This is a genomic window from Devosia sp. A449 (assembly GCF_054489375.1).
This window is the reverse complement of sequence record NZ_JBTMWU010000007.1, coordinates 56,599-81,810: the sequence shown is the minus strand read 5'-3', so window position 1 is coordinate 81,810 and position 25,212 is coordinate 56,599. Positions and strand designations below refer to the sequence as shown.

Below are 25,212 nucleotides of genomic sequence, written 5' to 3'. Positions count from 1 at the left end.
AGTGCGGGGCTTGCGATATTGCCCCACCCCCGATGTCACCCCGGCCTTGAGCCTGGGCCCATCTCGAGATCATGCCGGTGAAACCATCTCAGGATGGGTCCCGGCTCAAGGCCGGGATGACACCGCGTTTAATTGCCAGAATTATGATGTTGCAGCCTACAGCCAGCCCAGGGCCAGCTGCTTGAGGGCGTCGGTGGCTTTGCGGACGATATCGCCCTGCCCAACCGTTTCGGCGGCGTAAAGCGGGGCGACCTGGACCAGCTGGTCATCGCAGAACACGCGCAATTCGGCAATCTTGTCGCCCTGCTGCACCGGCGGCAGCAGCGGGCCGGTATAGCTCACCGAGGCGTTGAGGCATTTGCGCGAGCCGCGCGGCAGATAGAGCGCCACCTCGCCATCGCCGATCAGCCCAACGCTGGAGCTGGTGCCGCCATAGACATTGGCATAGGCCACGATGGCGCCTTCGGGATAGGCGGCGACCCGTTCGAAGGCGCGGGCGCCCCAGGTGATCAGCTTGCGGCCCTCTTCGGTGCGTTGCGCCATGGACGTCAGGCCATGCACCACGGCGATCAGCCGGCGACCGCCCTGATCGGTGGAAATCACCGATCCGTAACCGGCAGCTTCCGTGTGGCCGGTCTTGAGGCCGTCGACGCCAATGCCCAATTCCACCAGCGAATTGCGGTTAGGCTGCTTGATCTTGTTCCACTCCATCTCCGGCTCGGAGAAGTAGTGGTAATATTGCGGGAATTCATCGATCAGATAGCGCGCCAGATCGGCCAGATCGCGGGCGGTGACATACATGTCGGGGTCCGGCAGGCCGGTGGGATTGGTGAAGTGGGAATCGGTGAGCCCGATATCCTCGCCCAGCTCGTTCATCATCGCGGCAAAGCTGCCCTCGGAGCCGGCAATGCCTTCGGCCAGCACGATGGCGGCATCATTGCCCGACTGGATGATGACCGAGCGGATCAGATCCTCGACGGCGATCTGCGAATTGAGTTCGGCGAACATGGTCGAGCCGCCCGACTTGGCGCCGCCGGTGCGCCAGGCGTGTTCGGAGACGAAAAACTCGTCGCTCATCGACAGGCGGCCATCGCGGATATCGTTGAACACCACGGCGACGGTCATGAGCTTGGCCATGCTGGCCGGCTCCATCGGCAGATCGGCGTCCTTCTGGAAGATCACCGTGCCGGAGTCTTCGTCCATCAGAATGGCGAATTTGGCCTTGGTGTCGAACTCGGCCTGCGCCAGTACCGGCGCAGTCAAGACCAGCGTCGCGGCCAATATCTGCCAGATCCGTTTCACGATCATCCCGTCCTGTTGGCAGCCGGCCTGTCCGGCTCCCAATACTAATATAGTTTTATGTCATTGAGGCCAAGTTCGCGGGCCAGATCGAGCGCATCAACTCTGCCGACGCCGGGCTTGAGATGGGTCAGGGTCAGCCGCGTTGCGGCGCGACCATTGACCGTCACGGCTTCCTCATCAACAGCGCCGAGTACGGCGAAGCGTTCGGCCAGCGCGATGGCATTGTTCTGATCGGCGAAAATGCCGAGGCTCAGCTTGATCGAGCGCGCATCGGCATCGACGGCCTGCACCCAGGAATCGAGATCGCCGGCGCGGGTGGCCATGGCGGTGACCGCAGCATGGGCGCTGGTGATGTTGGCATCCTGCGCCTGCGGGGTGGTATCGGCATAGGAGAACAAGCCGCCAAAGAAATTGCCGGCGATATCGGCCAGGCTATTGGTGTTGTCGGCGTAAGCGGTGCGGGTGGTGCCGCCGAAATCGGACGGGCCGGAATAGCTGGCGACCAGCTGGCGGGTGTCGTCGCCTTCGAGCGGCGCCGGGCCGACATATTGCGCGGTGATCTGGGTGTGGCCGTTATTGACGTAGCCGAGCATTTCGGCGGCGCGATGCGACAGATCCATGATGCGGCCCGGCATATAGGGGCCACGATCGTTGACGCGGACCACCACCGAGCGGCCATTGGCCTCGTTGGTGACGCGGACATAGGAGGGCAGCGGCAGGGTCGGATGCGCGCCGGTCAGGGCATTGGCCGAGAAGATTTCGCCATTGGCGGTGCGGCGGCCGTGGAAATCCGAGCCGTACCAGGAGGCGTCGCCGCTGGCGACATAGGTCGGGTCTTCCTGCGGCACATAGGTCTTGCCGCGCACCGTATAGGGCTTGCCGACCTGATAGCGGCCGCCGCCCTTGGGCGGATTGGGATTGGTGGTGACGCGGGGAGACACGCCGACGCCATATTCCGAGGAGGAGAAGGCGGCACGTTTGACCGTTGCGCCGGTGCCGCCGCCAACGCAGGCAGCGAGGATCGGGGCGATCAGGGTCGCGAGGGCCACGAAACGGGCGGTTTGGCGCCAGGGGGTCGTCGTCACGGTACGCAATACTCTAAACACAAGACGAGGCGAGCTCCGATGATAGCCGATCGGGCAGCGCTTGGACGCACAGAACAGTTTTCTGGTTTCGATGAGGTTAAGGCCAACAGACTGTTACCAGTCGATGTCGCATTTGACGGCAATGCGCTAAGGAACCGCGACAAAAGTGATCCACGCGCGGTGGGTTGCGAAATTCCTGATATAAAGATATCTTTATGTCACCGGCGAGTATGGCCTGACTGAACTGAGGTAGATGGCGATGAGCCAGCATGAGCACCCCCACATCCCCAATTGGAACGAGGTCCGCAGCGCGCTGACCAAGGCGGCGCAGGAGCGCATCCTGATTCTCGATGGGGCCATGGGCACCATGATTCAGCGGCTCGGGCTGGACGAACATAATTTCCGCGGCGAGCGCTTCAAGGACTGGAAGCTGCCGCTGAAGGGCAATAACGACCTGCTGGTGCTGACCGAGCCGGAGCGGATCGAGGATATCCACTACCAGTATTTCATGGCCGGGGCCGATATCGCCGAGACCAACACGTTTTCGGCCACCTCGGTGGCGCAGGCCGACTATGGCTGCGAAAGCGCGGTTTACGACATCAATTATCAGGGCGTGATGGTGGCGCGGCGGGCGGCATTGCGCGCCGAAGCGGAGGATGGTCGGCGGCGGTTTGTGGCCGGGGCCATCGGGCCGACCACCAAGACGTCCTCCATGTCGACCGATGTGACCAGTCCCGGCTATCGTTCGATCACTTTCGATCAACTGCGCGATGCCTATAGCGAAGCCATTCGCGGGCTGCTCGATGCCGGCGCCGATCTGCTGCTGTTCGAGACCATCACCGATACGCTCAACACCAAGGCCGGCATTTTTGCGGCGCAGCGGCTGTTCGAGGAACGCGGCATCGATGTGCCGATCATGATTTCGGGCACCATCACCGATCTGTCCGGCCGGACCCTCTCCGGACAGACGCCGACGGCGTTCTGGTATTCGCTGCGCCATGCCAATCCGATCACCATCGGGCTGAACTGTGCGCTGGGCGCCAATGCCATGCGGGCGCATCTGGGCGAGCTGTCCGATATCGCCGACACCTTTGTCTGCGCCTATCCCAATGCCGGGCTGCCCAATGCGTTTGGTCAATATGACGAGACGCCCGAATTCATGGCCGAGCAGATCGAGGGCTTTGCCGAAGCGGGCTATGTCAACATTGTCGGCGGCTGCTGCGGCTCGACGCCGGACCATATCCGCGCCATTGCCGAGGCTGTGGCCAAGCACAAGCCGCGCCCCATCGCCAAGCCGAAGCGCCTGCTGCGGCTGGCCGGGCTGGAGCCGTTCACGCTGACCAAGGACATTCCCTTCGTCAATATCGGCGAGCGCACCAACGTCACCGGCTCGGCCCGCTTCCGCAAGCTGATCACCGCCGGCGACTATACCGCCGCGCTCGATGTGGCGCGCGATCAGGTGGCCAATGGCGCCCAGATCATCGACATCAACATGGATGAGGGGCTGATCGACAGTAAGCAGGTGATGGTCGATTTCCTCAACCTGCTGGCCGCCGAACCCGAAATCGCCCGCGTGCCGCTGATGATCGACAGCTCCAAATGGGAGGTGATCGAGGCGGGCCTGAAATGCGTGCAGGGCAAGGCGCTGGTCAATTCCATCTCGATGAAGGAGGGCGAAGAGGCGTTCCTGCATCATGCGCGGCTGGTGCGCGCCTATGGTGCTGCCGTGGTGGTGATGGCGTTTGACGAGCAGGGCCAGGCCGATACGCGCGAACGCAAGGTCGCAATCTGCACCCGCGCCTATCAGCTCCTGACCGAAGAGGTCGGGTTCCCGCCCGAAGATATCATCTTCGATCCCAACGTGTTCGCGATCGCCACCGGCATCGAGGAGCACAATAATTACGGCGTCGATTTCATCGAAGCGACGAAGGACATTACCGCCACCCTGCCCCATGTGCATATTTCGGGCGGTATCTCCAATCTGAGTTTCTCGTTCCGCGGCAATGAGCCGGTGCGCGAGGCGATGCATGCCGTGTTCCTGTACTATGCCATCCAGAATGGCATGGACATGGGCATCGTCAATGCCGGGCAACTGATCGTCTATGACAGCATCGACCCCGAACTGCGCGATGCCTGCGAGGACGTGATCCTCAATCGCCGCGAGGATGGCACCGACCGGTTGCTGGCGCTGGCCGAACGCTATCGCGGCACCGCCGGCAAGGAAGCCGCCGCCAAGGATCTGACCTGGCGCGAGCGCTCGGTCGAGGACCGCATTGCGCACGCGCTGGTCAACGGCATCACCGAATATATCGACGCCGACACCGAGGAAGCCCGGCTCAAGGCCGAGCGGCCGCTGCATGTGATCGAAGGCCCGCTGATGGCCGGCATGGGCATCGTTGGCGACCTGTTCGGCTCGGGCAAGATGTTCCTGCCGCAGGTGGTGAAATCGGCGCGCGTGATGAAGCAGGCCGTGGCGCTGCTGCTGCCCTATATGGAGGCCGAAAAGGACGCCAATGGCGATGCTGCCGGCCGCCAGAGCGCCGGCAAGATCCTGATGGCGACGGTCAAGGGCGACGTGCACGATATCGGCAAGAATATCGTCGGCGTCGTGCTGAGCTGCAACAACTACGAAATCATCGATCTCGGGGTCATGGTGTCGGCGGAAAAGATCCTGGCGACGGCCAAGGAGCTGAATGTCGACATTATCGGGCTGTCGGGGCTGATCACCCCGTCGCTGGACGAGATGGTGCATGTGGCCGCTGAAATGGAGCGCGAAGGCTTCAACATTCCGCTGCTGATCGGCGGGGCGACCACCAGCCGCGTGCATACGGCGGTGAAAATCCACCCGCGCTACAATCTGGGCCAGGCCGTGCATGTCAACGACGCCAGCCGCGCCGTGGGCGTGGTCGGCAATCTGCTGTCGGCCGACACCAAGGTCAGCTTCATCGCGGATATCCAAAAGGAATATGCCCGCGCCGCTGCCGCGCATGAGCGGGCCGAGAGCGAGAAGAAGCGGGTGCCGCTGGCGGTGGCCCGCGCCAACAGCTTCAAGCCCGACTGGGCCGGCTATAGCCCGCCCAAGCCGAGCTTTCTCGGCACCAAGGTGATCGACGATGTCGATCTGGAAACGCTGTCGGCCTATATTGACTGGACGCCGTTCTTCCAGACCTGGGAGTTCAAGGGCCGCTATCCCAACATCCTCACCGACGAGCGGCAGGGCGAAGCGGCACGGCAATTGTTCGAGGATGCGCAGCGCATGCTCAAGCAGATCATTGACGAAAAGTGGTTCCGCCCGCGCGCCGTGCTCGGCTTCTGGCCGGCCAATGGCGTCGGCGATGACGTGAAGCTGTTCACCGATGAAGGCCGCAGCGAGGAACTGGCGACCCTGTTCACCCTGCGCCAGCAACTGAGCCGGCGCGATGGCAAGCCGCATATGGCGCTGTCGGACTTCGTGGCCCCGGTCGGCACGCCGGACTATCTCGGCGGCTTCGTGGTCACGGCCGGCATTGAGGAAGTGGCGATCGCCGACCGCTTCGAGCGCGTCAACGACGACTATTCCTCGATTTTGGTCAAGGCGCTGGCCGACCGCTATGCCGAAGCCATGGCCGAGGCCATGCATGAGCGGGTGCGCAAGGAATATTGGGGCTATGCCGCGGACGAGAGCTATTCCCCCGAGGAACTGGCCAGCGAGCCCTATCGCGGTATTCGTCCGGCGCCGGGCTATCCCGCCCAGCCGGACCATACCGAGAAGACCACGCTGTTCCGCCTGCTTGATGCCGAGAAGAATGCCGGGGTGACCCTGACCGAGAGCTATGCCATGTGGCCCGGCTCGTCGGTGTCCGGCCTCTATTTCAGTCATCCGGAGTCGTATTATTTCGGCGTGGCCAAGGTGGAACGCGATCAGGTGGCGGATTATGCCGCGCGCAAGGCTATGCCGCTGGCCGAGGTGGAACGCTGGCTCGGGCCGATTTTGAACTATATTCCGACGCAGGTCGTGGCGGCGGAGTAGCGGTTTTTTGTGGGATACCCCCTCCTAACCTTCCCCTGACAGGGGGAGGAACAGAGCGGTGGGCGGGCGATAATCTCGTCAAGAACTTGATATGTTCCTCCCCCTGTCAGGGGGAGGCTAGGAGGGGGTAACTCATGGCGCGCATTGAACAAATCCCCGTCACATTGGTAACTGGTGCGTTGCCGGAGCTGGACAGCGAGACCGCCCTGCTCCGCCTGCCGGCCGGCACCGGGCATGACCATGCGGATGGCGTGCAATGCGTAGCCTGCACGGCACAGAGTGATGTTAGGGCGCTGCTGTATAATCTGCTGCATGAAATGCGGAGCGGTGCGCGGGCGAGGTTTACCCGCGTGGTGGTGGATGCCAGCGCGGTTAGCGATATCGACCGGCTGCGGGCGGCGCTGCGCGGGGAATTGCCGGCGCTGGGGCTGCGCGATCACGAGGTGGCGCGGGCGTTTCGGCTGGAGTGAGGGGATTGGGTTTGCGGAGAAAACCCCTCACCCTGGATTTCTGCTTGGGATACGATCTCGTCTCACCCACGGTGTCACCCCGGCCTTGAGCCGGGGCCCATCCCGCGATGGTGGGTGCGGTGAAATCTCAGGATGGGTCCCGGCTCAAGGCCGGGATGACATCGAGTTTTTTGGGGGGGCATTGCCCCAATCCTGCGGTCCATGCTCGCGCATCCGGCTTGAACGGGGATCGCACCCCTCACCCTAGCCCTCTCCCCTGAGGGGCGAGGGGACGTATCGAGTATGTGGCTCGGTCGTGGGCCGCCCTGCCCCTATTTCAGAAATTGCCCCATCCGCTCCAGGGCCAGTTCGATGCTGTCGCGGCGGCCGGCGTAGGAGAAGCGGACGTAGCGGTCGCCATTGGTGCGGTCGAAGTCGATGCCGGGGGTGGCGGCGACGCCGGCCTGTTCCAGCATGGTGGAACAGAATTGCAGGGAATCATTGGAGAAATTGACGATGCCGGCATAGGCGTAAAATGCCCCGTCGGAGGGCTGGCCGACGTCAAAGCCCAGGCTGCGCAGGCCATCGGTGAGCAAGGTACGGTTGACGGCGTATTCGGCTTTGCGCTCCTCGGCATAGTCGCGCTCGCCCAGCGCTACGGTGGCGGCGATCTGACTCAGGGTGGGGGCCGAGATGAAGAGGTTCTGCTGCAGGATTTCGGCGCGGCGGACCAGCTCGTCGGGCAGCACCATCCAGCCGATGCGCCAGCCGGTCATGCAGTAATATTTCGAAAAACTGTTGATGATGATGGCGTCGCGCGTCAGCTCCAGCGCGCTGACCGAGGGGCCGCGATAGTCGAGGCCGTGATAGATTTCGTCGGAAATCAGCCGCACGCCCAGCCGCTGGCAGGTGGCGACGATATCGGTGAGTTCGGCGCGGTCGACGGCGGCGCCGGTGGGGTTGGCCGGGCTGGCGAAGAGCAAGCCTTCGAAGGGCGTTTCGGCATGGGCGGCAGCGATATCGGCGCCGGTGAGCTTCCAGCCATTGCCGGCGTGGACCGGAATTTCGGCGATGCCGAAGCCGAGGCCGAGCAAGGTATTCACATAAGCCGGGTAGCCCGGGCGGGTGATGGCGATGCGGGCGCCGGGGCGGAAGGCGGTGTGGAAGGCGATGATGAAGCCGGAGGACGAGCCCATGGTGCAGAGGATCGAATCGGGATCGACGGCGACGGCGTGCTGCTGCTGGTAATAATTGGCCAGCCCGTCGCGCAGTTCGCTGAGGCCCTTGGCATTGGTATAGCCCTGCGCCTGTGGCAGCGCCTGGGCCACAGCGGCGATGACGCGGGGCGCCGGCGGAGTGCCCGGCTCGCCGACTTCGAGGTGGCACACGGTCCGTCCGGTGGCTTCAATGGCCTTGGCGCGCTTGAGGATTTCCATGGCATGGAACGGCATCAGGCCATCGGCGGGCTGGTCGGTCATTGTAGGGCATCCTTGGCTGGTCCCTCCCGCCTAGCCCGTTCCGCCCGGGCTCTCAACAACAATTGATGGTTGCGGCAGGACGGCATTCACTCGCGGGTGCCAATGTGTGGGCGGCTCTGCTAGAAGGCGGGCTGATTGTTCATTTGCGGGGAGCTTCCGGTCCATGTCACGCGTAACTCTTGGTCTTGTCGCCCTGGCGGGCATTCTGGCCGGCGGGTTGGGCTATTCGGTGCTCAGCAAGCCCGCGCCGCAGACCGACACCGTGGCGGTGCAGGCGCTGATCGATCAGGCCATCAGCAGCTATGACGCCAAGCGCGCTGCGGACCCTGTGGCCGCGCCGCAGGATGTGGCCGGGATCGACCCGGCGCAGCTCAATCCGCTGATCGAGGCCTATCTGATGGCCGACCCCAAGATTTTGCAGCGCATGTCGGTGGCACTGGACACCACCTTGCAGGCCGAAGAGCGCAGCCAGGCCACGACTGCCATTGCCTCGATGCAGGACGCCATTTTCAATGACCCGGCGCAGGTGGTGGTCGGCAACCCCGATGGCGATGTGACGCTGGTGGAGTTCTTCGACTATAATTGCGGCTATTGCCGCAGCGCCCTGCCCGATCTGGCGACGCTGCTGGCCGAAGACCCCAATCTGCGCGTCGTGCTCAAGGAATTCCCCATCCTCTCCAACGCTTCCATCGACGCTGCCCGTGTGGCCGTGCTGGTCGGCGATTCCGATGTGGATTACTGGACGTTCCACGAAGCGCTGTTCACCAGCCGCAGCCAGGTCGACAAGCAGGTGGCGCTGGCCGCTGCCGCCGATCTGGGGCTGAGCCCGGTGGCGCTGGAGCTGGATATGGGCACCGAGGCGGTGTCGCAGACCATCCAGACCTCCTATGAAATCGCCCGCGCGCTCAATATCACTGGCACGCCGACCTATATCATCGGCAACGAGATCATTCCGGGCGCCATCGGCATCGACGAATTGCGCACACGCATCGCCAATATGCGCGAATGCGGCCAGACTCAGTGTGAGGGCTAGTTCGGGTTTCTCACCCACCAGATGCGTTGAAAAGGCGAGATTTTTGCCTTTTCGGTGCATTTCGTATAACCGGGCTTGCGCCGGCCGGAGGGGCCGGTGCAAAAGGCAAAAATCATGACCAAGCGCGTTCTCGTCCTCAATGGCCCGAACCTCAATCTGCTCGGCACCCGCGAGCCCGAAATCTATGGCGCGCAAACGCTCCAGGACATCGCCGACCTGTGCACTGCCACCGGTGAAGCGGTCGGGCTCAGCGTGGATTTCCGCCAGTCCAATCATGAAGGCGTACTGATCGACTGGATTCACGAGGCGCGCGGCACCGCCGACGCCATCCTGATCAATCCGGGCGCGCTGTCACACACCTCGCTGGCCATCCATGACGCGCTCAAGGGCGTCGGCCTGCCGGTGGCGGAGGTGCATATTTCCAATATCCACCAGCGCGAAGCGGTGCGGCACCATTCCTTCGTGTCGGCCGTGGCGTTCGGCGTCATTTGCGGCTTTGGTGTCGCCGGGTATAGAATGGCGCTTCTGGCGCTCGCCGATAAACTCAAATAACGATCAACGCGCCCAGCGCGGGAGACCGACAAGAATGACCAAGTCATCGCAAGTGGATCAGGACCTGATCCGGGCAATCGCCGAGCTGCTCAACAAAGAAAATCTCGCCGAAATCGAGATCGAGCAGGAAGATTTCCGGGTCCGCATCACCCGCTCCTATGCCAATGAAGGCGTAACCTACGCCGCCCCGCCGCAGTTTTATGCGCCCGGTCCGGCCGCTGCGCCGACCTCGATCGCGCCCGCTGGCTCGGTGCCGCCGGCTGCGCCGGCCGCCGTTGAAGACCTGGCGTCCAATCCGGGCACGCTGACGTCGCCGATGGTTGGCACCTCCTATCTGTCGCCCGAGCCGGGCAAGCCAGCCTTCATCGAAATCGGCACCAAGGTCACCGAAGGCCAGACGCTGCTGATCATCGAAGCCATGAAGACCATGAACCAGATCCCGGCGCATCGCTCCGGCACCGTGACGCGCATCCTCGTCCAGGATGCCCAGCCGGTCGAATACGGCGAGCCACTCGTCGTCATCGAGTAAGGGGGACCCCATGTTCCAGAAGGTCCTGATCGCCAATCGCGGCGAAATCGCCCTGCGCATCCTGCGCGCCTGCAAGGAGCTTGGCATCCAGACGGTGGCGGTGCACTCCACCGCCGACGCCAATGCCATGCATGTGCGCCTCGCCGACGAAAGCGTCTGCATTGGCCCGCCTGCGGCCAAGGACAGCTATCTCAACATCCCGTCCATCATGGCCGCCTGTGAGATCACCGGCGCCGACGCGGTGCATCCGGGTTACGGGTTCCTCTCGGAAAACGCCCGCTTCGCCAAGATCCTGACCGAGCACAAGGTGACCTTTATCGGGCCCTCGTCGCATCATATCGAGATCATGGGCGACAAGATCACCGCCAAGAAGACTGCCGTCGAACTCGGCATTCCCGTGGTGCCGGGCTCCGCCGGCGCGGTTGAGACCGAAGAACAGGCGATCACCACCGCCCGCGAAATCGGCTATCCGGTGTTGATCAAGGCGACGGCCGGCGGCGGTGGACGCGGCATGAAGCTCGCCCAGACCGAAGCCGATGTGCTGACGGCCTGGTCAACCGCCCGTGCCGAATCCAAGGCGGCCTTCGGCAATGACTCGGTCTATATGGAAAAATATCTCGGCAAGCCGCGCCATATCGAGGTGCAGGTGCTGGGTGACGGCCAGGGCAATGCCGTGCATCTGGGCGTGCGCGACTGCTCGCTGCAGCGTCGCCACCAGAAGGTTTGGGAAGAGGCCGGTGGCCCCACCATCAACCCGGAAGAGCGCGACAAGATCGGCGAAATCTGCGCCAACGCCATGCGCAAGCTGAAATATTCCGGCGCCGGCACGGTGGAATTCCTCTACGAAGACGGCGAATTCTATTTCATCGAGATGAACACCCGCCTGCAGGTGGAGCATCCGGTGACCGAGCGCATCACCGGCATCGACATCGTCTATGAGCAGATCCGCGTCGCTTCGGGCGAAAAGCTGTCGATGCAGCAGTCCGATGTGAGCTTTTATGGCCATGCCATCGAAGTGCGCATCAATGCCGAGGACCCGCAGACTTTTGCGCCCTCCCCCGGCACCATCACCTTCTACCACCCGGCGGGTGGCGTCGGTGTGCGCGTCGATTCGGCGGTGTATCAGGGCTACAAGATCCCGCCCTACTATGACTCGCTGATCGGCAAGCTGATCGTCTATGGCCGGACCCGCGAGGAGTGCCTGCAGCGTCTGCGTCGCGCCATTGATGAATTCGTCATCGACGGCATCAAGACGACGCTGCCGCTGTTCCAGCGCCTGATCCGCGAGCCGGATGTGCTGGCCGGCAATTACGACATCCACTGGCTGGAAAAATACCTGGCTGAGAACAAGGCCTGACGCTATGGCACCCCCTTCACCGCCTGCTATGGTGAGGGGGGCCTTTGCACCCGGCGCGACGCGCCGATCTCTCCCCGAGGGAGAGGTGAAGAAGGACCGTCGATGGCTAGCCGCCAAGACCCGTTCGACCTCGAAATTACCCCGGAACTGATCGTCCGGGCCTATCGGGCCGGCATTTTCCCGATGTCCGAGGACGCCACCGACGACGATATTTTCTGGGTCAGCCCGGAAATGCGCGGCATCCTCCCGATCGAGAATTTCCGTCCCTCCACCAGCCTGCGCAAGGCGATGCGCAAATCGGGCTTCGTGGTGAAGGTCGACAGCGATTTCGAATCCATAATCGAGGGCTGCGCCACGGTGGGCGAGGATCGTGCCTCGACCTGGATCAATTCCACCATCCGCAAAGTCTATGGCGAGCTGTTCCGGCGCGGCGTGGCCCATACCGTCGAGGTGTGGGACGGGGATGACCTGGTGGGCGGGCTCTACGGGTTGGCCATTGGCGGCGCGTTTTTCGGGGAATCGATGTTTCACCGCAAGACCAATGCCAGCAAGATGGCGATTGCCCATCTGGTCGAGCGGCTCAAAATTGGCGGCTTCGTGCTGCTCGACACCCAGTTCGTGACGCCGCATCTGGCCTCGCTCGGCGGCATCGAAATTCCGCGCGAGCTGTATGAGGAACGTCTCGCCGATGCGCTGCTGTACACCGGCGACTGGTCGGCCTGGGACGCTGCTACTTCAGCCTGAAAGCGACCTCGGTCACCGGATGACCTGACGGGTCCTCACCCGGATCGCTGAGATAAATCTCCAGACGATTGGCGCCGACGAAGCGGTCGCCTTCCACAGTGCCATCAAGCACATGGCCATTGCTCTTCGCCCATTGGTCGAGCTGCATATTGGCGTCATGCAGCTCGTGATAGGGCGCGGTGGCGGTGAGCGAGGCGAATGTACCGCCCGGCAAGGTGCCGGTGCTGATCTTGCCGTCAGCCGGCAGCTGGGTCGCGGTCGGCATGCCGACCTGCATCTCCATTTTGCCGTCGGGGAAGAAATTCACGTAGTTGAAGAAGGGTGCGCCGGTGATCGTGCCGCCCTTGGCCTCGATCCAGGCGATGACATCGGCAATCAGCGGCGGGGCCACGCCGGCGATTTCAGGCTGGCGCAGCGTCAGCAGGATGGCGGCATAGGGCTGGGGCGGCTTGGTGACGAGTTTTGATTCGGTGAACATGTTGCGTCTCCTCGTTGTGGACTAATCGATCTGCGCGCCGCCGGTTGCATTGGCCAGCGTGGCGGTCATGCCGGCGGCCAGATCGCTCGACAGCAGCACGGCGGCGTCGGCCACCTGGGCCAGTGTCGTGACCCGGCGCAGCGGCGTATCCTTGGCAAAGTCACGATGGACGTCCTCGAAACCGACACCCATTTCATTGGCCCGCAATTGCCAGGCTTCGCGAACGCCCGGCGCATCGGGTGAGCCCGGCGAGCGCACCCAGCAGACCCGCACGCCCTGCGGGCCGTTTTCCACGGCCAACTGCCGCAGATAGTGCTCCACGGCAGCGCAGGCGATGGCGAAGCCGCCGATATTGGCCACCGGCCAGCGGGCGACATTAGCGGTGATGCCGACAATGACGCCGCCGCCCTGCTCGCCCATGTGTCGGGCCAGCGCGGTGCCGGTGTGAAACCAGGTGGTGAGCGCGGTCTGGATCGGTGTCAGCAGGCGGTCGACCGGCATGGCGGTGAGCAATTGCCCCTGGGTGTCGCCCCAGCCAATGGCGTTGAACATGAGCCCGACCGGCCCGACTGTGCTGACGGTCTCGGCCAGATGCGCCTCGACGGCGGCTTTGTCGGTGGCGTCGACCATGGTGATGTCAGCCCTGCCGCCGGCAGCGCGGATGGCTTCGGCGACCGGTTCCAATCCGGCGCGGTTGCGTGCCGCGAGCACGACCCTTGCCCCTTCCCGCGCATAGGCTTTTGCTACAGCGCCGCCAACCGCGCCGCTGGCGCCGTAGATGATGGCCGTCTTGTTGCTGAGCAGCATGGGATTGTCCTCCCCCCGGCCCCGCGCGAATGCGGCGGGTTCCGAGAACTAGGACGAGCGGGGAAACCTGGATTCGACAAGGGGGAGCGAAAATTGCTGTCCGGCGTCGCAAAAGCCCTCGGGTCAGGCCCGAGGGGGCCGATCTGGGGTAAGACTGGCCGGCAGCGGCCTAACGTTCGTCGGGCGGCGGCACGTCGGTGCTGGTTTTGCACTCGATTAGCCATACGTCATAGATCGCGTGATCGACGGCGTTGAGCGCCGGGCTGTCGGCGAACATCCAGCCGGTAAAAATCCGGCGCGAGACGCCGGTGAGGCTGCGCTGATCGACTTCGAGAAAGGCCGACACCCGCTGCGCCTCGGTCGGCGGGCGGTTGTAGCAGGCGCGCGGGGTGATCTCGAGGGCGCCGAACAGAACGGTCTCGTCGATATAGACGTCGAATCGGGTGATGCGGCCGGTGATCTTGTCGAGACCGGCAAAGGTGGCCACCGGATTGGCGATGGGTTGGGCCAAGGCTGGCAGCGCCGGGCCGCAAAAAGCCAGCGCCGCTGCGGTCAACAGCGGCTTGAGGGGGGATGTCAGGCTGCGGATCGGGCCGGGGCGCAAGGCGCCGCGGTCCTTATTCAGGCGACCAGGCGTCGTAGTCACCGGTCACGCGCGGGCGCTCGCCCTTGTTGAGCAGGCTGCCATCGGGGCGGTAGGCCGCCGCCGTGCCGGTCAGATTGGCCTCATGCGGCTGTTCCCAGGCCTGGGCGACATATTTGGCCTGGCTCGGCGCTACATCGGTACGGTGATGCATCCAGCCATGCCAGCCATCGCCAATGGTGGAGGCGTCGGCGGCGCCGGCATAGGTGACGTAGCGGCGGTCGGCCTTGCGGTCCTGATAGTATTTATTGCCGAAGGCATCGCTGCCGACATAGTCGCCGAAGCGCCAGATCCACAGCCGTGTGCCCCAAGTCTGGCCGCCCCACCAGGAGAAGATTTCAGTCAGGAACTGCGAGATACCAGATTTGGCCAATTGTCGATTCCGCCGTCGAGATATGCGTGATGGGCCGGGTTTAACATGCGGGGCGCATGGAGCCTAGCCGGAATTGCCCTTCGAGCAGCGGCAAATGGCCTAAACGGCACTTGTCCCTGCGCGGCGCGCACCCACTACCTGTAGTGTCCGGCGATGTGGAAAAACCCACCAAATTTCTATGCTTGACAGCGCTTTGATGGAATCAGGGCTGGACGTGAAAGCGCCCAGAAGCCAGCAATATCGGGGCTTTGGCGCTGCTGGCTCATGCGCTGTTGCGGGTTCACGCCCTGTAAATCAGGTTTGTTAAGCTTTGCAGACACTGGTAAGTTATCCACGCTAATCCCATATGAAACACTAGATTTTGCGTCTCTCTACGCCGCGATCACCAGCCATGGTGTAGGGGCCGTAAAAAAATCGGAGATCGACACCAGAGAAATTTGGCGTCTTTATGGTTTTAACAGAGCCGTTGAGTCACCCCTCACGGCGCCCCATCCGAACACCCGTAAGAGACCGTCCATGCGCATAGAACGCCGTTTCACGACCGCCAATCAGGACCGCTATAGCGGCATCGAATTCCGCTCGGCCACCAGCGAGATTCGGAACCCCGATGGTTCGGTCGTCTTCAAGCTTGAGGATATCGCTATCCCCTCGAGCTGGAGCCAAGTCGCGGCTGACATCATTGCGCAGAAATATTTCCGCAAGGCGGGCGTCGCCCAGGCGCTGAAGAAGGTCGAAGAAAATTCGGTGCCGTCCTGGCTGTGGCGTTCCGAGCCCGACCAGAAGGCGCTGGCCAAGCTCCCGGAAGCCGAGCGCTATGGCTCGGAAATGGACTCGCGCCAGGTGTTTGATCGCCTGGCCGGCACCTGGACCTATTGGGGCTGGAAGGGTGGCTATTTTGACTCCGAAGAGGACGCGCGCACGTTCTTTGACGAGTTGGCCTATATGCTCGCCACCCAGCGCGTGGCGCCGAACAGCCCGCAATGGTTCAATACCGGCCTGCACTGGGCCTATGGCATTGACGGTCCCGGCCAGGGCCACTTCTATGTCGACCCATTCACCCACAAGCTGGTGAGCTCCAAGAGCTCCTACGAGCACCCGCAGCCGCATGCCTGCTTCATCCAGTCGGTCAATGACGATCTGGTCAATGAAAACGGCATCATGGATTTGTGGGTCCGCGAGGCACGCCTGTTCAAGTATGGTTCGGGCACCGGCACCAATTTCTCGGCCCTGCGCGGCTCGGGCGAAAAACTCTCGGGCGGCGGCAAGTCGTCGGGCCTGATGAGCTTCCTCAAGATCGGCGACCGTGCTGCCGGCGCCATCAAGTCGGGCGGGACCACCCGTCGCGCCGCCAAGATGGTGGTGCTCGATATCGATCACCCGGATGTGGAAGAATACATCAACTGGAAGGTCAAGGAGGAGCAGAAGGTTGCCGCTCTGGTGACCGGCTCCAAGGTGGTGTCCAAGCACCTCAAGCTGATCATGAAGGCGGCCGTCAACTGCGAAGGCAGCGGCGACGATTGCTTTGACGTGGCGATGAATCCGGCTCTCAAGCGCGAAGTCCGCGCCGCCAAGAAGGCGCTGGTGCCGGAGAACTACATCTACCGCGTCATCCAGTTCGCCAAGCAGGGCTATACCGAGATCGAGTTCCCGGTTTACGACACCGATTGGGATAGCGAAGCCTATCTGACGGTTTCGGGCCAGAACTCCAACAATTCCGTCCGCGTCACCGACGACTTCCTGCGTGCTGTCGAAGGCGATAGCGACTGGGATTTGAAGGCCCGCCAGACCGGCAAGGTCACCAAGACGCTGAAAGCCCGCGATCTGTGGGAACAGGTGGGCTATGCCGCCTGGGCCTCGGCCGATCCCGGCATCCAGTATCACACCACCATCAATGAGTGGCACACCAGCCCCGAAGCCGGCCCGATCAACGCATCGAACCCGTGCTCGGAATACATGTTCCTCGACGACACCGCCTGCAATCTGGCGTCGGTGAACCTGCTGCCCTATCGCAATGCCGATAGCTCGTTCGACACCGCTGCCTATGAGCACACCGTCCGCCTGTGGACCATCGTGCTCGAAATCTCGGTGATGATGGCGCAGTTCCCGTCCAAGGCGATTGCCGAGCGCTCGTTCGAATACCGTACGCTGGGCATCGGCTACGCCAATATTGGCGGCTTCCTGATGACCTCGGGCATTCCCTATGACTCGGCTGAAGGCCGCGCCATTGCCGGCGCCGTCACCGCGATCCTGACCGGCGTCTCCTATGCCACCTCGGCCGAAATGGCCAAGGAGCTGGGGCCGTTCAAGGACTATAAGCGCAACGCCAAGCACATGCTGCGCGTCATCCGCAACCATCGCAATGCCGCCCATGGCAATGCGACGGGCTATGAAGCGCTGTCGATCAATCCGGTGCCGCTCGATCATGCGTCGCTGATCGATGCCGCGCTGAGCGAACGCGCCAAGGCGGCCTGGGACAATGCTCTGGCGCTGGGCGAGAAGCACGGTTTCCGTAACGCGCAGGTTTCGGTTATCGCCCCCACCGGCACCATCGGTCTGGTGATGGATTGCGACACCACGGGCATCGAGCCCGACTTCGCTCTGGTCAAGTTCAAGAAGCTCGCCGGTGGCGGTTACTTCAAGATCATCAACCGCGCCGTGCCCCCGGCCCTGCGTACGCTGGGCTATTCGGAAGCCGATATCGCCGAAATGGAAGCCTATGCCGTCGGCCATGGCAATCTGAACCAGGCGCCGGGCGTCAATCCGTCGACGCTGGCCGCCAAGGGCTTTACCGAGGACAAGATCGCCGCGCTCAACGCCGCGACCGCTTCGGCCTTCGACATCAAGTTCATCTTCAACCAGTGGACGCTGGGTGCGGACTTCCTCAAGAGCCTGGGCGTCACCGATGAGCAGCTCGGCGATTTCACCTTCGACCTGCTGAGCTTCCTCGGCTTTTCCAAGAAGGACATCGAGGCCGCCAACATCCATGTTTGCGGGGCGATGACGCTGGAAGGCGCACCGCACCTCAAGGAAGAGCACCTGCCGGTGTTCGATTGCGCCACCCCCTGCGGCAAGATCGGCAAGCGCTATCTGTCGGTGGAAAGCCACATCCTGATGATGGCGGCGGCACAGCCCTTCATTTCGGGCGCCATCTCCAAGACCATCAACATGCCCAATGACGCGACGGTGGAAGAGGCCAAGGAAGCCTACATGCTATCCTGGCGCCTGGCGCTCAAGGCCAACGCGCTGTATCGCGACGGCTCCAAGCTCAGCCAGCCGCTGAACTCCTCGGTGCTGGCTGCGGCCGATGAGGACGAGGACGAAGACCACGTCGAAAATCTCGCCGCCATGAGTGCCGATGCCCGCGTGCCGGCGATTGCCGAACGGATCGTCGAGCGCATCATCGAGCGCGAAGTGGAAGTCCGTCGCCGCGAAAAAATGCCCGACCGCCGCAAGGGTTACACCCAGAAGGCCGTGGTCGGTGGCCACAAGGTCTATCTGCACACCGGCGAATATGCCGATGGCCGGATCGGCGAAATCTTCATCGACATGCACAAGGAAGGCGCTGCCTTCCGGGCGATGATGAATAGTTTTGCCATCTCGATCTCGGTCGGCCTGCAATATGGCGTGCCGCTGGACGAATATGTCGAGGCGTTCACCTTCACCCGCTTCGAGCCGGCCGGCATGGTGCTGGGCAATGACCGCATCAAGAATGCCACGTCGATCCTCGACTATGTGTTCCGTGAACTGGCGGTGTCCTATCTCGACCGGGATGACCTCGCCCACGTCAATCCAGACAGCCCCACCTCGCTCGGCAAGGGCGTTGCCGAAGGCGTGGACCCGCGCAGTGCTGCGCCCGCCCCTGCCCCGGTGCCCGCCGAGCGCTTTGTCTCCCGCGGCATGACCCGCGGCCGTGTCGCCAATAGTCTGATGATCGTCTCCGGCGATCAGCAGACCAATCCGGTGCAGGCCATGCAGACTTCGACCGTGACGGCGCTGCGTTCCGCCACGGCGCTCAAGGTGGACACGCAATTGTCCCCCTCGGCCTTTGCTGCTGCCGAACTCAACCCGATCCCGAGCCCGCCGACCCTCAAGGACGCCGGCCTGCTGCGCGCCGAAGCCCAGATGAAGGGTTATACCGGCGACCAGTGCACCGAATGCCACAACTTCACCATGGTGCGGAATGGCACGTGTTTGAAGTGCGACACCTGCGGGACGACGACTGGGTGCAGCTGAGCTGATGAAGGTGAGTGAGACGACGCTCAGATAGTCTTGCTATAAGCTTACAAAGGCCCGGATTTCTGGGCCTTTGTTTTTTTGCTGCATGAGGAACACGATCGGCGGACGGCGGGCAAGGTTCCGCCGATGCGGCCGACGGGGGCGCTTGGGCGCAGGTAAAAACTTCGGTCATCGGTGCGAGCCGGCAGACGCAAGGATGGAAGCCGAGGCTTTTTCGGCGATCATGATGGTGGGCGAATTGGTGTTGCCCGAGGTGATGAAAGGCATCGCCGAAGCATCAACCACGCGCAGGCCCTCAAGACCGAAAACCTTGAGGTCCTTGTCGACCACCGCCATCGGATCGTCCTTGGCGCCCATGCGGGCGGTGCCAACGGGATGGAAAATGGTGGTGCCGATATCACCGGCGACTTTGGCCAGATCAATATCGCTTTCGAGATGCGCGCCGGGGCGGAATTCTTCCGGGCTGTATTGGGCCATAGCGGGTTGCGCCATGACTTTGCGGGCCCAGCGAATGCTGTCGGCGGCGACCTGACGATCTTCGTCAGTCGAGAGATAGTTCGGGGCGATATGGGGGGCAGCGGTGGCGTCTTTGGAGGTAACATGCACCTCGCCACGGCTTTGGGGGCGCAGATTGCAGACGCTGACGGTAATGGCCGGGAAGTCGTGCATCGCATCGCCGAACTTGTCGAGCGAGAGCGGCTGAATGTGGAACTGCAGGTTCGGCGTTTCGTAGCGCTCGGATGAACGGGTGAACGCCCCCAGCTGGGACGGCGCCATGGTGAGGGCACCGCGGCGACGGAAGAGATATTCGGCGCCCATCAGGCCACGACGGAACAGCGACTGGTACAGCATGTTCATCGTGGCGACGTTGGAGACCTTGTAGATCGGGCGCAATTGCAGGTGATCCTGCATGTTGCTGCCGACGCCGGGGAGATGGTGCACGACGTCGATGCCGACCGACTGCAAATGCGCTGCATTGCCGATGCCGGAGCGTTCGAGAATGGCGGGGCTCGCCACAGCACCCGACGAGAGGACAACTTCGCGGCGGGCGCGGATGGTTTCGCGGGTGCCGTTGCGCACAACGTCAACACCAGTGGCCTTGCCGTTTTCTACGGTAACGCGGTCGACCAGCGTGCTGGTGAGCACGGTGAGATTGGGTCGCTTCAGGGCGGGGTTGAGAAAGCCGCGCGCCGAGCTCCAGCGACGCCCCAGCTTCTGGTTGACGTCAAAGTAGCCGCAGCCTTCATTGTTGCCGGTGTTGAAATCGCTGCTCGGGGGAATGCCGGCGGTTTCGGCGGCCTTGATGAAGGTGTCGAGAACGGCCCAGCGCAGGCGCGGCTGCTCCACGCGCCATTCGCCGCCTGCCCCATGCAGCTCAGACGCGCCGCGCCAATTGTCTTCGTGCCGCTTGAAGATGGGCAGCACATCGTCCCAGCCCCACCCTTCGAGCCCGGCATCGCGCCAGCGATTATAGTCGGCCGCCTGGCCGCGCATGTAGATCATGGCATTGATGGCCGAGGAGCCGCCCAGAACCTTGCCGCGCGGATAGGCGAGATCGCGGCCATTGAGGCCCGGCGAAGGCTGGGTGCGGAACATCCAATCGGCGCGCGGATTGCCAATGGCAAACAGATAGCCGACTGGAATGTGGAACCAGATCCAATTGTCCTTGCCGCCCGCTTCGAGCAGCGCAACAGAATATTTCCCGTTTTCCGAGAGCCGGTTGGCGAGAACGCAGCCGGCCGAGCCGCCACCGCAGACGATGTAATCGAATTCCATTGAGCTCATGAATGTCCCCAGTTTGGCCGACAAGGTACTGTGCGAAAACGCCTGCATACAACAGGGGAGTTCGCCCATAAGCTGTGCGGAAATGCATGAGGTTTGCCGTGGCGGTTTTTGACTGGAACGACCTGAAATTCTTTCTCGAAGTGGCGCGCATCGGCACGCTGAGCGGGGCGGCGCGCGTGTTGGCGGCTGATCATGCGACGGTCGGACGGCGTATCGCCGCGCTGGAACATGGCTTGGGCAAAAGCCTGTTCCATCGCAGCGCCTCGGGCTACACGCTGACGCCGGCGGGCGAAGATTTGCTGGGGCCGGCCGAGCAAATGGAGGCGCTGGCGCTGCGGTCGGCGGCGGATGGCGAGCAGCGGGGGACGGCCATCGGAGGGGTGGTGCGCCTTGTGACCGCCGATGGTTTTGGCAATTTCTTTCTGGCCGAACGCCTGCAGCAGTTTGCCCAACTGCATCCGCGCCTCACGGTGCAAATGGTGCCGATCCAGCAAATCCAAGCGCAGGCCCAGCGCGAGGGGGAAATCAGCATTACCCTCTCTGCTGGGGGGGCAAGATTTTCGGCGGAGCGGCTGCGCGATTATGGGTTGGGGCTTTATGCCAGCCAAAGCTATCTCGAAGCGAGCGGGGTGCCGGAAAGTCGGGAGGCGCTCAAAAGCCATCGTTTTGTCGGCTATATCGAAGATCTGCTATTCGCTCGTGAACTGGACTATCTCGATGAAGTGCAGCCCGCATTGCGGGCACAGGTGCAGTGTTCGAGCCTGTTGGCGCAAGTTGAAGCAACTGAGGCGGGAACGGGGATTTGCGTTTTGCCCCATTACGTCGCCAAGCGCCGTGCGCCGCTGCGACCGGTTTTGGCCGACAGCGTTGAGATACGGCGCAGCTATTGGATGAATATCTTGGCCGGGGCGGAGCGCACGCCGCGCATTCGGGCGCTGGCAGAATTTGTGCGCAAAGTTGTCGGCGAATTTGCCTTTGACTGAGACGAAGATGCAAAGGTGCTGCGCGACTTCGTCAATTTGTGTCGCGCTGCCCGCGCTTTATGCTTTCTTGACCCCAATATATTGCGACTGATCCGTGACCGATATTGAGATTTTTGGCGCGGGCGTGACGCGCCTCATCTGCCCGATGCAGCGTTTTGCCTCCGTCAATGCCTGGATCCTCGGCGAGCCCGGCGATCAGGGCATTGTCGATACCGGCATGCCGGGCGCAGCGACCGAGGCGCTGTGGCAAAAGGCGGAGGCCGAGGGTCGGCTCTCGGGGGTGTCGACACTGGTCTGCACCCATATGCATCGCGATCACACCGGCCAGGCATCAGCGCTGCTGGCGCGATATGGCGTGCCACTCTTCATGTCGGCCCCCGAGCATGCCCATATTTCAACGGCCAGCAGCGCCAGGGCCGACCTGCGGCGGGCCAGCCTGCAGGCGTTTTTGAAACTGGTCGGGGTCGGGACAGCGGCGCGGGAGAGTGTCGAGCCGATCGACTATTCCATGCTGGCGCCGTTTCCGCAGGCGTTCACCGCGCTTGACGATGGCGATGTGCTGCGCTTTGGCGGCAAGGATTGGCGGGTGATCATTGGCGGCGGGCATTCGAGCGCTGGGGTGTGCCTTGCCGCGCTCGACGGCAGTTTGTTCGCGGCGGGGGATCAAATCCTGCCCGGCGCGGGGCCGCATATTACCGTGTGGAGCGAAATGCCGGAGGCTGATCCGCTGGGGGCGTATTTTGCCTTCCTCGGCCGCTTGAGCCCCCTGCCCGACACCATGCTGGTGCTGCCCGGCCACGGCGCGCCGTTTACCGGGCTTGCCGCCCATGCCGCCAGGTTGCGGCAAACGCATGAGGCGCGACTGGAAGAGGTGCTGAGCGGGATCAAGGTTGCGATGAGTGTGATGCAGATCGCCGAATTCGCCTTTTCGCCCCGGGCGGCGCGGCGCTTTTCCGATCTCCTGCCAGGGATGACCCTGAGCCTTGCCAATTATCTCTGGCACCGCAACAAGCTGCGCCGCCATCTCGACGATGACGGCGTGCTGCGGTTTGAGAAGGCCTAGTTCAGCACGCGGATCGGCGCGCTATCGAGCCAGGCGATGATGTTTTCGACGGCATGGCCGAAATAAGCGGCGTAATTATCATCGGTGACATAGCCCAGATGTGGCGTCGCCAGAACGTTTTCGAGCTGCAGCAGCGGGTGATCTTTTGCCGTTGGCTCGATGTCAAAGACGTCGATGCCTGCCCCGGCGAGTGTGCCGGCCTTGAGCGCCGCAATCAGCGCGGACTCGTCAACGAGGCCGGCGCGTGAGGTGTTGACGAGGTAGGCGCTCGGCTTCATGCGCGCGAGCATTGCAGCATTCACCAGGCCCCGGCTTTCGGCCGTGAGGGTGGCGTGGAGCGAGACGATGTCCGCGCTGGCAAAGATTTGCGCGACAGTGTCGGCCCGCGTGACGCCTGCAGCAGCGGCACGCGCTTCGTCGAGGCGCGGCGACCAGGCCAGAACATTCATGCCGAAGGCGCGGCCAACGGCAGCAACGGCGGTGCCGACGCGGCCGAGACCGACGAGACCAAGTGTTTTGCCTTTGAGGGCCAAGCCGAGGCTTTGCTGCCAGGCGCCCGATTTTATGCCATTCGCTTCGGACACCAGATTGCGCGCCAGACCAAGGATCAGCGCCCAGGCCAGCTCGGCGGTTGGCGCACCGGAATTGCCGGTGCCCGACACAGTGATGTTCAGGGCACGCGCCGCGGCCATGTCGATGGCGGCATTGCCCATGCCGGTGGTGACGAGGAATTTGAGCTTTGGCAGCGCCGCCAAGCGCTGGGCGCTGAAAGCGGTGCGCTCACGATTGGCGACGATGATGTCGGCATCGGTAAGGCGGGCGAGCAGCGCCGCGTCTGTTGTGAGGGGGCGCGGCTCAAATTCAACATCGACGCGGGACGACAGAACGCTCCAATCGGCGACGGTTGCGGCGACGGATTGGTAATCGTGCAGCACGATGCATTTGAGACGCGCGTTGCTCATGTTCGCCTTATGCCTTTGCGACAGACTTGCCGAAAGCCCCGGCAGCGCGGAACCCGGCGATCTGGTCAGAAGAGAAGCCAAATTCGCTTAGCACGGCGTCAGTATCGCCACCCAGAGCCGGTGGCGGGGTGACGTCAGCCATCGGCGCATTGGAGAAGCTGAAGGGAGAGGCAACCGAGCCGATCTGGTATTTTCCAACCGGCAGGTCGATGCGGCCACCGACAGCGGCGAGCTGGGGGTGATCGGCAGCTTCGCCAACGGTGTTGACCTTGGTGGCCACGACCTTGGCTTCGGCCAGAATGGCCAGCAGCTCGGCGCAGGTTTTGGTGGCTGTAATGGCGGAGACCGCCGAAACAAGGGCCATGCGGTTGGCGCGGCGCTCGAAGACGCCAGCAAATTCGGGGCCGTTGAGCGTGGCGGTGCCGAGCGCGGCGACGAGGCGCTGCCACATGTCATTGGTCGAGGCGATGATAACGACTTCACCATCGCTGGCGGGGAAGGCCTGATTGGGGACCGAAAGATGGTTGGCGGTGCCCATGGGCTTATGCATGGCGCCGTCCATCCAATACTCGGTGTAAAAATAGCTCATCAGATGAGCTGAGCTGAGGAGGAGCGATGATTCAACGCGCTGACCCAGACCCGTCGAGACACGATGGAAAAGCGCGCCGAGAATGCCCGAGACAATGGCGAGCGAGCCGTGCAGATCGACAATGGCCGAGCCGCAGCGTACGGGGGAGCGATCTTCTTCGCCGGTGATGCTGATGAGGCCGCTGTGAGCCTGCAGCGCCAGATCGTTGGCGCCGGCCTTGGCCAGCGGGCCGGTGGTGCCGAAGGCAGAAAATTCAGCGAAGATCAGGCGCGGGTTGAGCGCCTTTAGATCTTCATAGCCGAGGCCGAGACGCTCCATCACGCCGGGGCGATAATTATGGACCACAACGTCGACGTCCTTGGCCAGCGTGCGGGCAATTTCCTTGCCCTCATCGGTGCGGAGGTCGATTTCGAGGCTGCGCTTGTTGCGGTTGAGCGCGAGGAAAGAGGGGCTGACGCCGCCAAATTTTTCCAGGCGCTCTTTGGTAACGCCGTAGTAACGCGCTTCGTCGCCGCCGGGCGGTTCGATCTTGAGGATCTCGGCGCCCATGTCGCCAAGCACCTGCGTTGCGGCGGGACCGGCGAAAACGCGCGAAAAATCGAGAACCCTGATCCCGTCAAGAACATTGCCAGACATGTGCACTCCCCAGACTATTTTGGACGCACAGGCGCCGCATATTCCGGGAAGAGCTAACATTGACCAGGCGCGAGGATAACGCCCAGAACGCGACTAGATTTATTGCAAGATATGAACAG

20 protein-coding genes are annotated in these 25,212 nt (G+C 62.9%); 10 read left to right on the top strand and 10 right to left on the bottom strand.

What is annotated here, in order from left to right:
• Positions 1-156: 156 nt before the first annotated feature.
• Both ACX3OW_RS17580 and ACX3OW_RS17575 read right to left on the bottom strand, forming a co-directional pair.
• The gene (locus tag ACX3OW_RS17580; RefSeq protein WP_459097101.1) at positions 157-1,302 is read right to left on the bottom strand and encodes a D-alanyl-D-alanine carboxypeptidase family protein; all 1,146 of its coding nucleotides are present in this window, start codon (positions 1,300-1,302) and stop codon (positions 157-159) included.
• Positions 1,303-1,346: 44 nt separating this feature from the next.
• Positions 1,347-2,387: a septal ring lytic transglycosylase RlpA family protein gene (locus tag ACX3OW_RS17575; RefSeq protein WP_459097100.1), complete on the bottom strand. Its 1,041-nt coding sequence runs from the start codon at positions 2,385-2,387 to the stop codon at positions 1,347-1,349.
• 259 nt (positions 2,388-2,646) lie between these two features.
• Here ACX3OW_RS17575 and metH point away from each other — a divergent pair, with 259 nt between their 5' ends.
• Both metH and ACX3OW_RS17565 read left to right on the top strand, forming a co-directional pair.
• Positions 2,647-6,396: a methionine synthase gene (gene metH, locus ACX3OW_RS17570; RefSeq protein WP_459097099.1), complete on the top strand. Its 3,750-nt coding sequence runs from the start codon at positions 2,647-2,649 to the stop codon at positions 6,394-6,396.
• Between the two features lie 134 nt (positions 6,397-6,530).
• Positions 6,531-6,866: a hypothetical protein gene (locus tag ACX3OW_RS17565; RefSeq protein ID WP_459097098.1), complete on the top strand. Its 336-nt coding sequence runs from the start codon at positions 6,531-6,533 to the stop codon at positions 6,864-6,866.
• Between the two features lie 311 nt (positions 6,867-7,177).
• On the opposite strand, the gene ACX3OW_RS17560 is transcribed toward ACX3OW_RS17565, so the two are convergent.
• A complete protein-coding gene (locus tag ACX3OW_RS17560) occupies positions 7,178-8,323 on the bottom strand; it encodes a pyridoxal phosphate-dependent aminotransferase (RefSeq protein WP_459097097.1) in 1,146 nt (381 codons plus the stop codon).
• Positions 8,324-8,486: 163 nt separating this feature from the next.
• Here ACX3OW_RS17560 and ACX3OW_RS17555 point away from each other — a divergent pair, with 163 nt between their 5' ends.
• From ACX3OW_RS17555 to aat, 5 genes are all read left to right on the top strand, one after another.
• Entirely contained in the window at positions 8,487-9,356 is an 870-nt protein-coding gene (locus tag ACX3OW_RS17555; RefSeq protein ID WP_459097096.1) for a DsbA family protein, read from the top strand.
• A gap of 114 nt (positions 9,357-9,470) precedes the next feature.
• On the top strand, positions 9,471-9,908 hold the full coding sequence (aroQ, locus tag ACX3OW_RS17550) for a type II 3-dehydroquinate dehydratase (RefSeq protein WP_459097095.1): 438 nt from the start codon (positions 9,471-9,473) through the stop codon (positions 9,906-9,908).
• Positions 9,909-9,942: 34 nt separating this feature from the next.
• Entirely contained in the window at positions 9,943-10,437 is a 495-nt protein-coding gene (gene accB, locus ACX3OW_RS17545) for an acetyl-CoA carboxylase biotin carboxyl carrier protein (RefSeq protein WP_459097094.1), read from the top strand.
• Between the two features lie 10 nt (positions 10,438-10,447).
• Entirely contained in the window at positions 10,448-11,794 is a 1,347-nt protein-coding gene (gene accC, locus ACX3OW_RS17540; protein ID WP_459097093.1) for an acetyl-CoA carboxylase biotin carboxylase subunit, read from the top strand.
• Positions 11,795-11,896: 102 nt separating this feature from the next.
• Positions 11,897-12,538 (top strand): leucyl/phenylalanyl-tRNA--protein transferase, encoded by a 642-nt coding sequence (gene aat, locus ACX3OW_RS17535; protein ID WP_459097092.1) that lies wholly within the window; start codon positions 11,897-11,899, stop codon positions 12,536-12,538.
• On the opposite strand, the gene ACX3OW_RS17530 is transcribed toward aat, so the two are convergent.
• The 4 genes from ACX3OW_RS17530 to ACX3OW_RS17515 all read right to left on the bottom strand — a co-directional run bounded on the left by ACX3OW_RS17530 (position 12,525) and on the right by ACX3OW_RS17515 (position 14,824).
• The gene (locus ACX3OW_RS17530) at positions 12,525-13,016 is read right to left on the bottom strand and encodes a GyrI-like domain-containing protein (protein WP_459097091.1); all 492 of its coding nucleotides are present in this window, start codon (positions 13,014-13,016) and stop codon (positions 12,525-12,527) included. The genes aat and ACX3OW_RS17530 overlap by 14 nt on opposite strands.
• 21 nt (positions 13,017-13,037) lie before the next feature.
• Positions 13,038-13,823: an SDR family NAD(P)-dependent oxidoreductase gene (locus tag ACX3OW_RS17525; protein WP_459097090.1), complete on the bottom strand. Its 786-nt coding sequence runs from the start codon at positions 13,821-13,823 to the stop codon at positions 13,038-13,040.
• A 169-nt stretch (positions 13,824-13,992) separates the two neighbouring features.
• Positions 13,993-14,382: a DUF2155 domain-containing protein gene (locus ACX3OW_RS17520; RefSeq protein ID WP_459097210.1), complete on the bottom strand. Its 390-nt coding sequence runs from the start codon at positions 14,380-14,382 to the stop codon at positions 13,993-13,995.
• 58 nt (positions 14,383-14,440) lie between these two features.
• A complete protein-coding gene (locus tag ACX3OW_RS17515) occupies positions 14,441-14,824 on the bottom strand; it encodes an NADH:ubiquinone oxidoreductase subunit NDUFA12 (RefSeq protein ID WP_459097209.1) in 384 nt (127 codons plus the stop codon).
• A gap of 531 nt (positions 14,825-15,355) precedes the next feature.
• Here ACX3OW_RS17515 and ACX3OW_RS17510 point away from each other — a divergent pair.
• Positions 15,356-19,072: a vitamin B12-dependent ribonucleotide reductase gene (locus ACX3OW_RS17510; RefSeq protein ID WP_459097089.1), complete on the top strand. Its 3,717-nt coding sequence runs from the start codon at positions 15,356-15,358 to the stop codon at positions 19,070-19,072.
• Positions 19,073-19,243: 171 nt separating this feature from the next.
• On the opposite strand, the gene ACX3OW_RS17505 is transcribed toward ACX3OW_RS17510, so the two are convergent.
• Entirely contained in the window at positions 19,244-20,860 is a 1,617-nt protein-coding gene (locus ACX3OW_RS17505; protein ID WP_459097088.1) for a GMC family oxidoreductase, read from the bottom strand.
• 98 nt (positions 20,861-20,958) lie between these two features.
• Between ACX3OW_RS17505 and ACX3OW_RS17500 the strand changes: the two genes are divergently transcribed.
• Entirely contained in the window at positions 20,959-21,843 is an 885-nt protein-coding gene (locus ACX3OW_RS17500; RefSeq protein WP_459097087.1) for a LysR family transcriptional regulator, read from the top strand.
• 94 nt (positions 21,844-21,937) lie between these two features.
• Positions 21,938-22,906: an MBL fold metallo-hydrolase gene (locus tag ACX3OW_RS17495; protein WP_459097086.1), complete on the top strand. Its 969-nt coding sequence runs from the start codon at positions 21,938-21,940 to the stop codon at positions 22,904-22,906.
• Here the strand turns inward: ACX3OW_RS17495 and ACX3OW_RS17490 are convergent.
• Together ACX3OW_RS17490 and ACX3OW_RS17485 are read right to left on the bottom strand one after the other, a co-directional pair.
• Positions 22,903-23,868 (bottom strand): D-2-hydroxyacid dehydrogenase family protein, encoded by a 966-nt coding sequence (locus ACX3OW_RS17490; RefSeq protein WP_459097085.1) that lies wholly within the window; start codon positions 23,866-23,868, stop codon positions 22,903-22,905. The two genes, ACX3OW_RS17495 and ACX3OW_RS17490, sit on opposite strands and share 4 nt — an antisense overlap.
• 7 nt (positions 23,869-23,875) lie before the next feature.
• Entirely contained in the window at positions 23,876-25,093 is a 1,218-nt protein-coding gene (locus ACX3OW_RS17485) for a CaiB/BaiF CoA transferase family protein (RefSeq protein WP_459097084.1), read from the bottom strand.
• Positions 25,094-25,212: the final 119 nt, after the last annotated feature.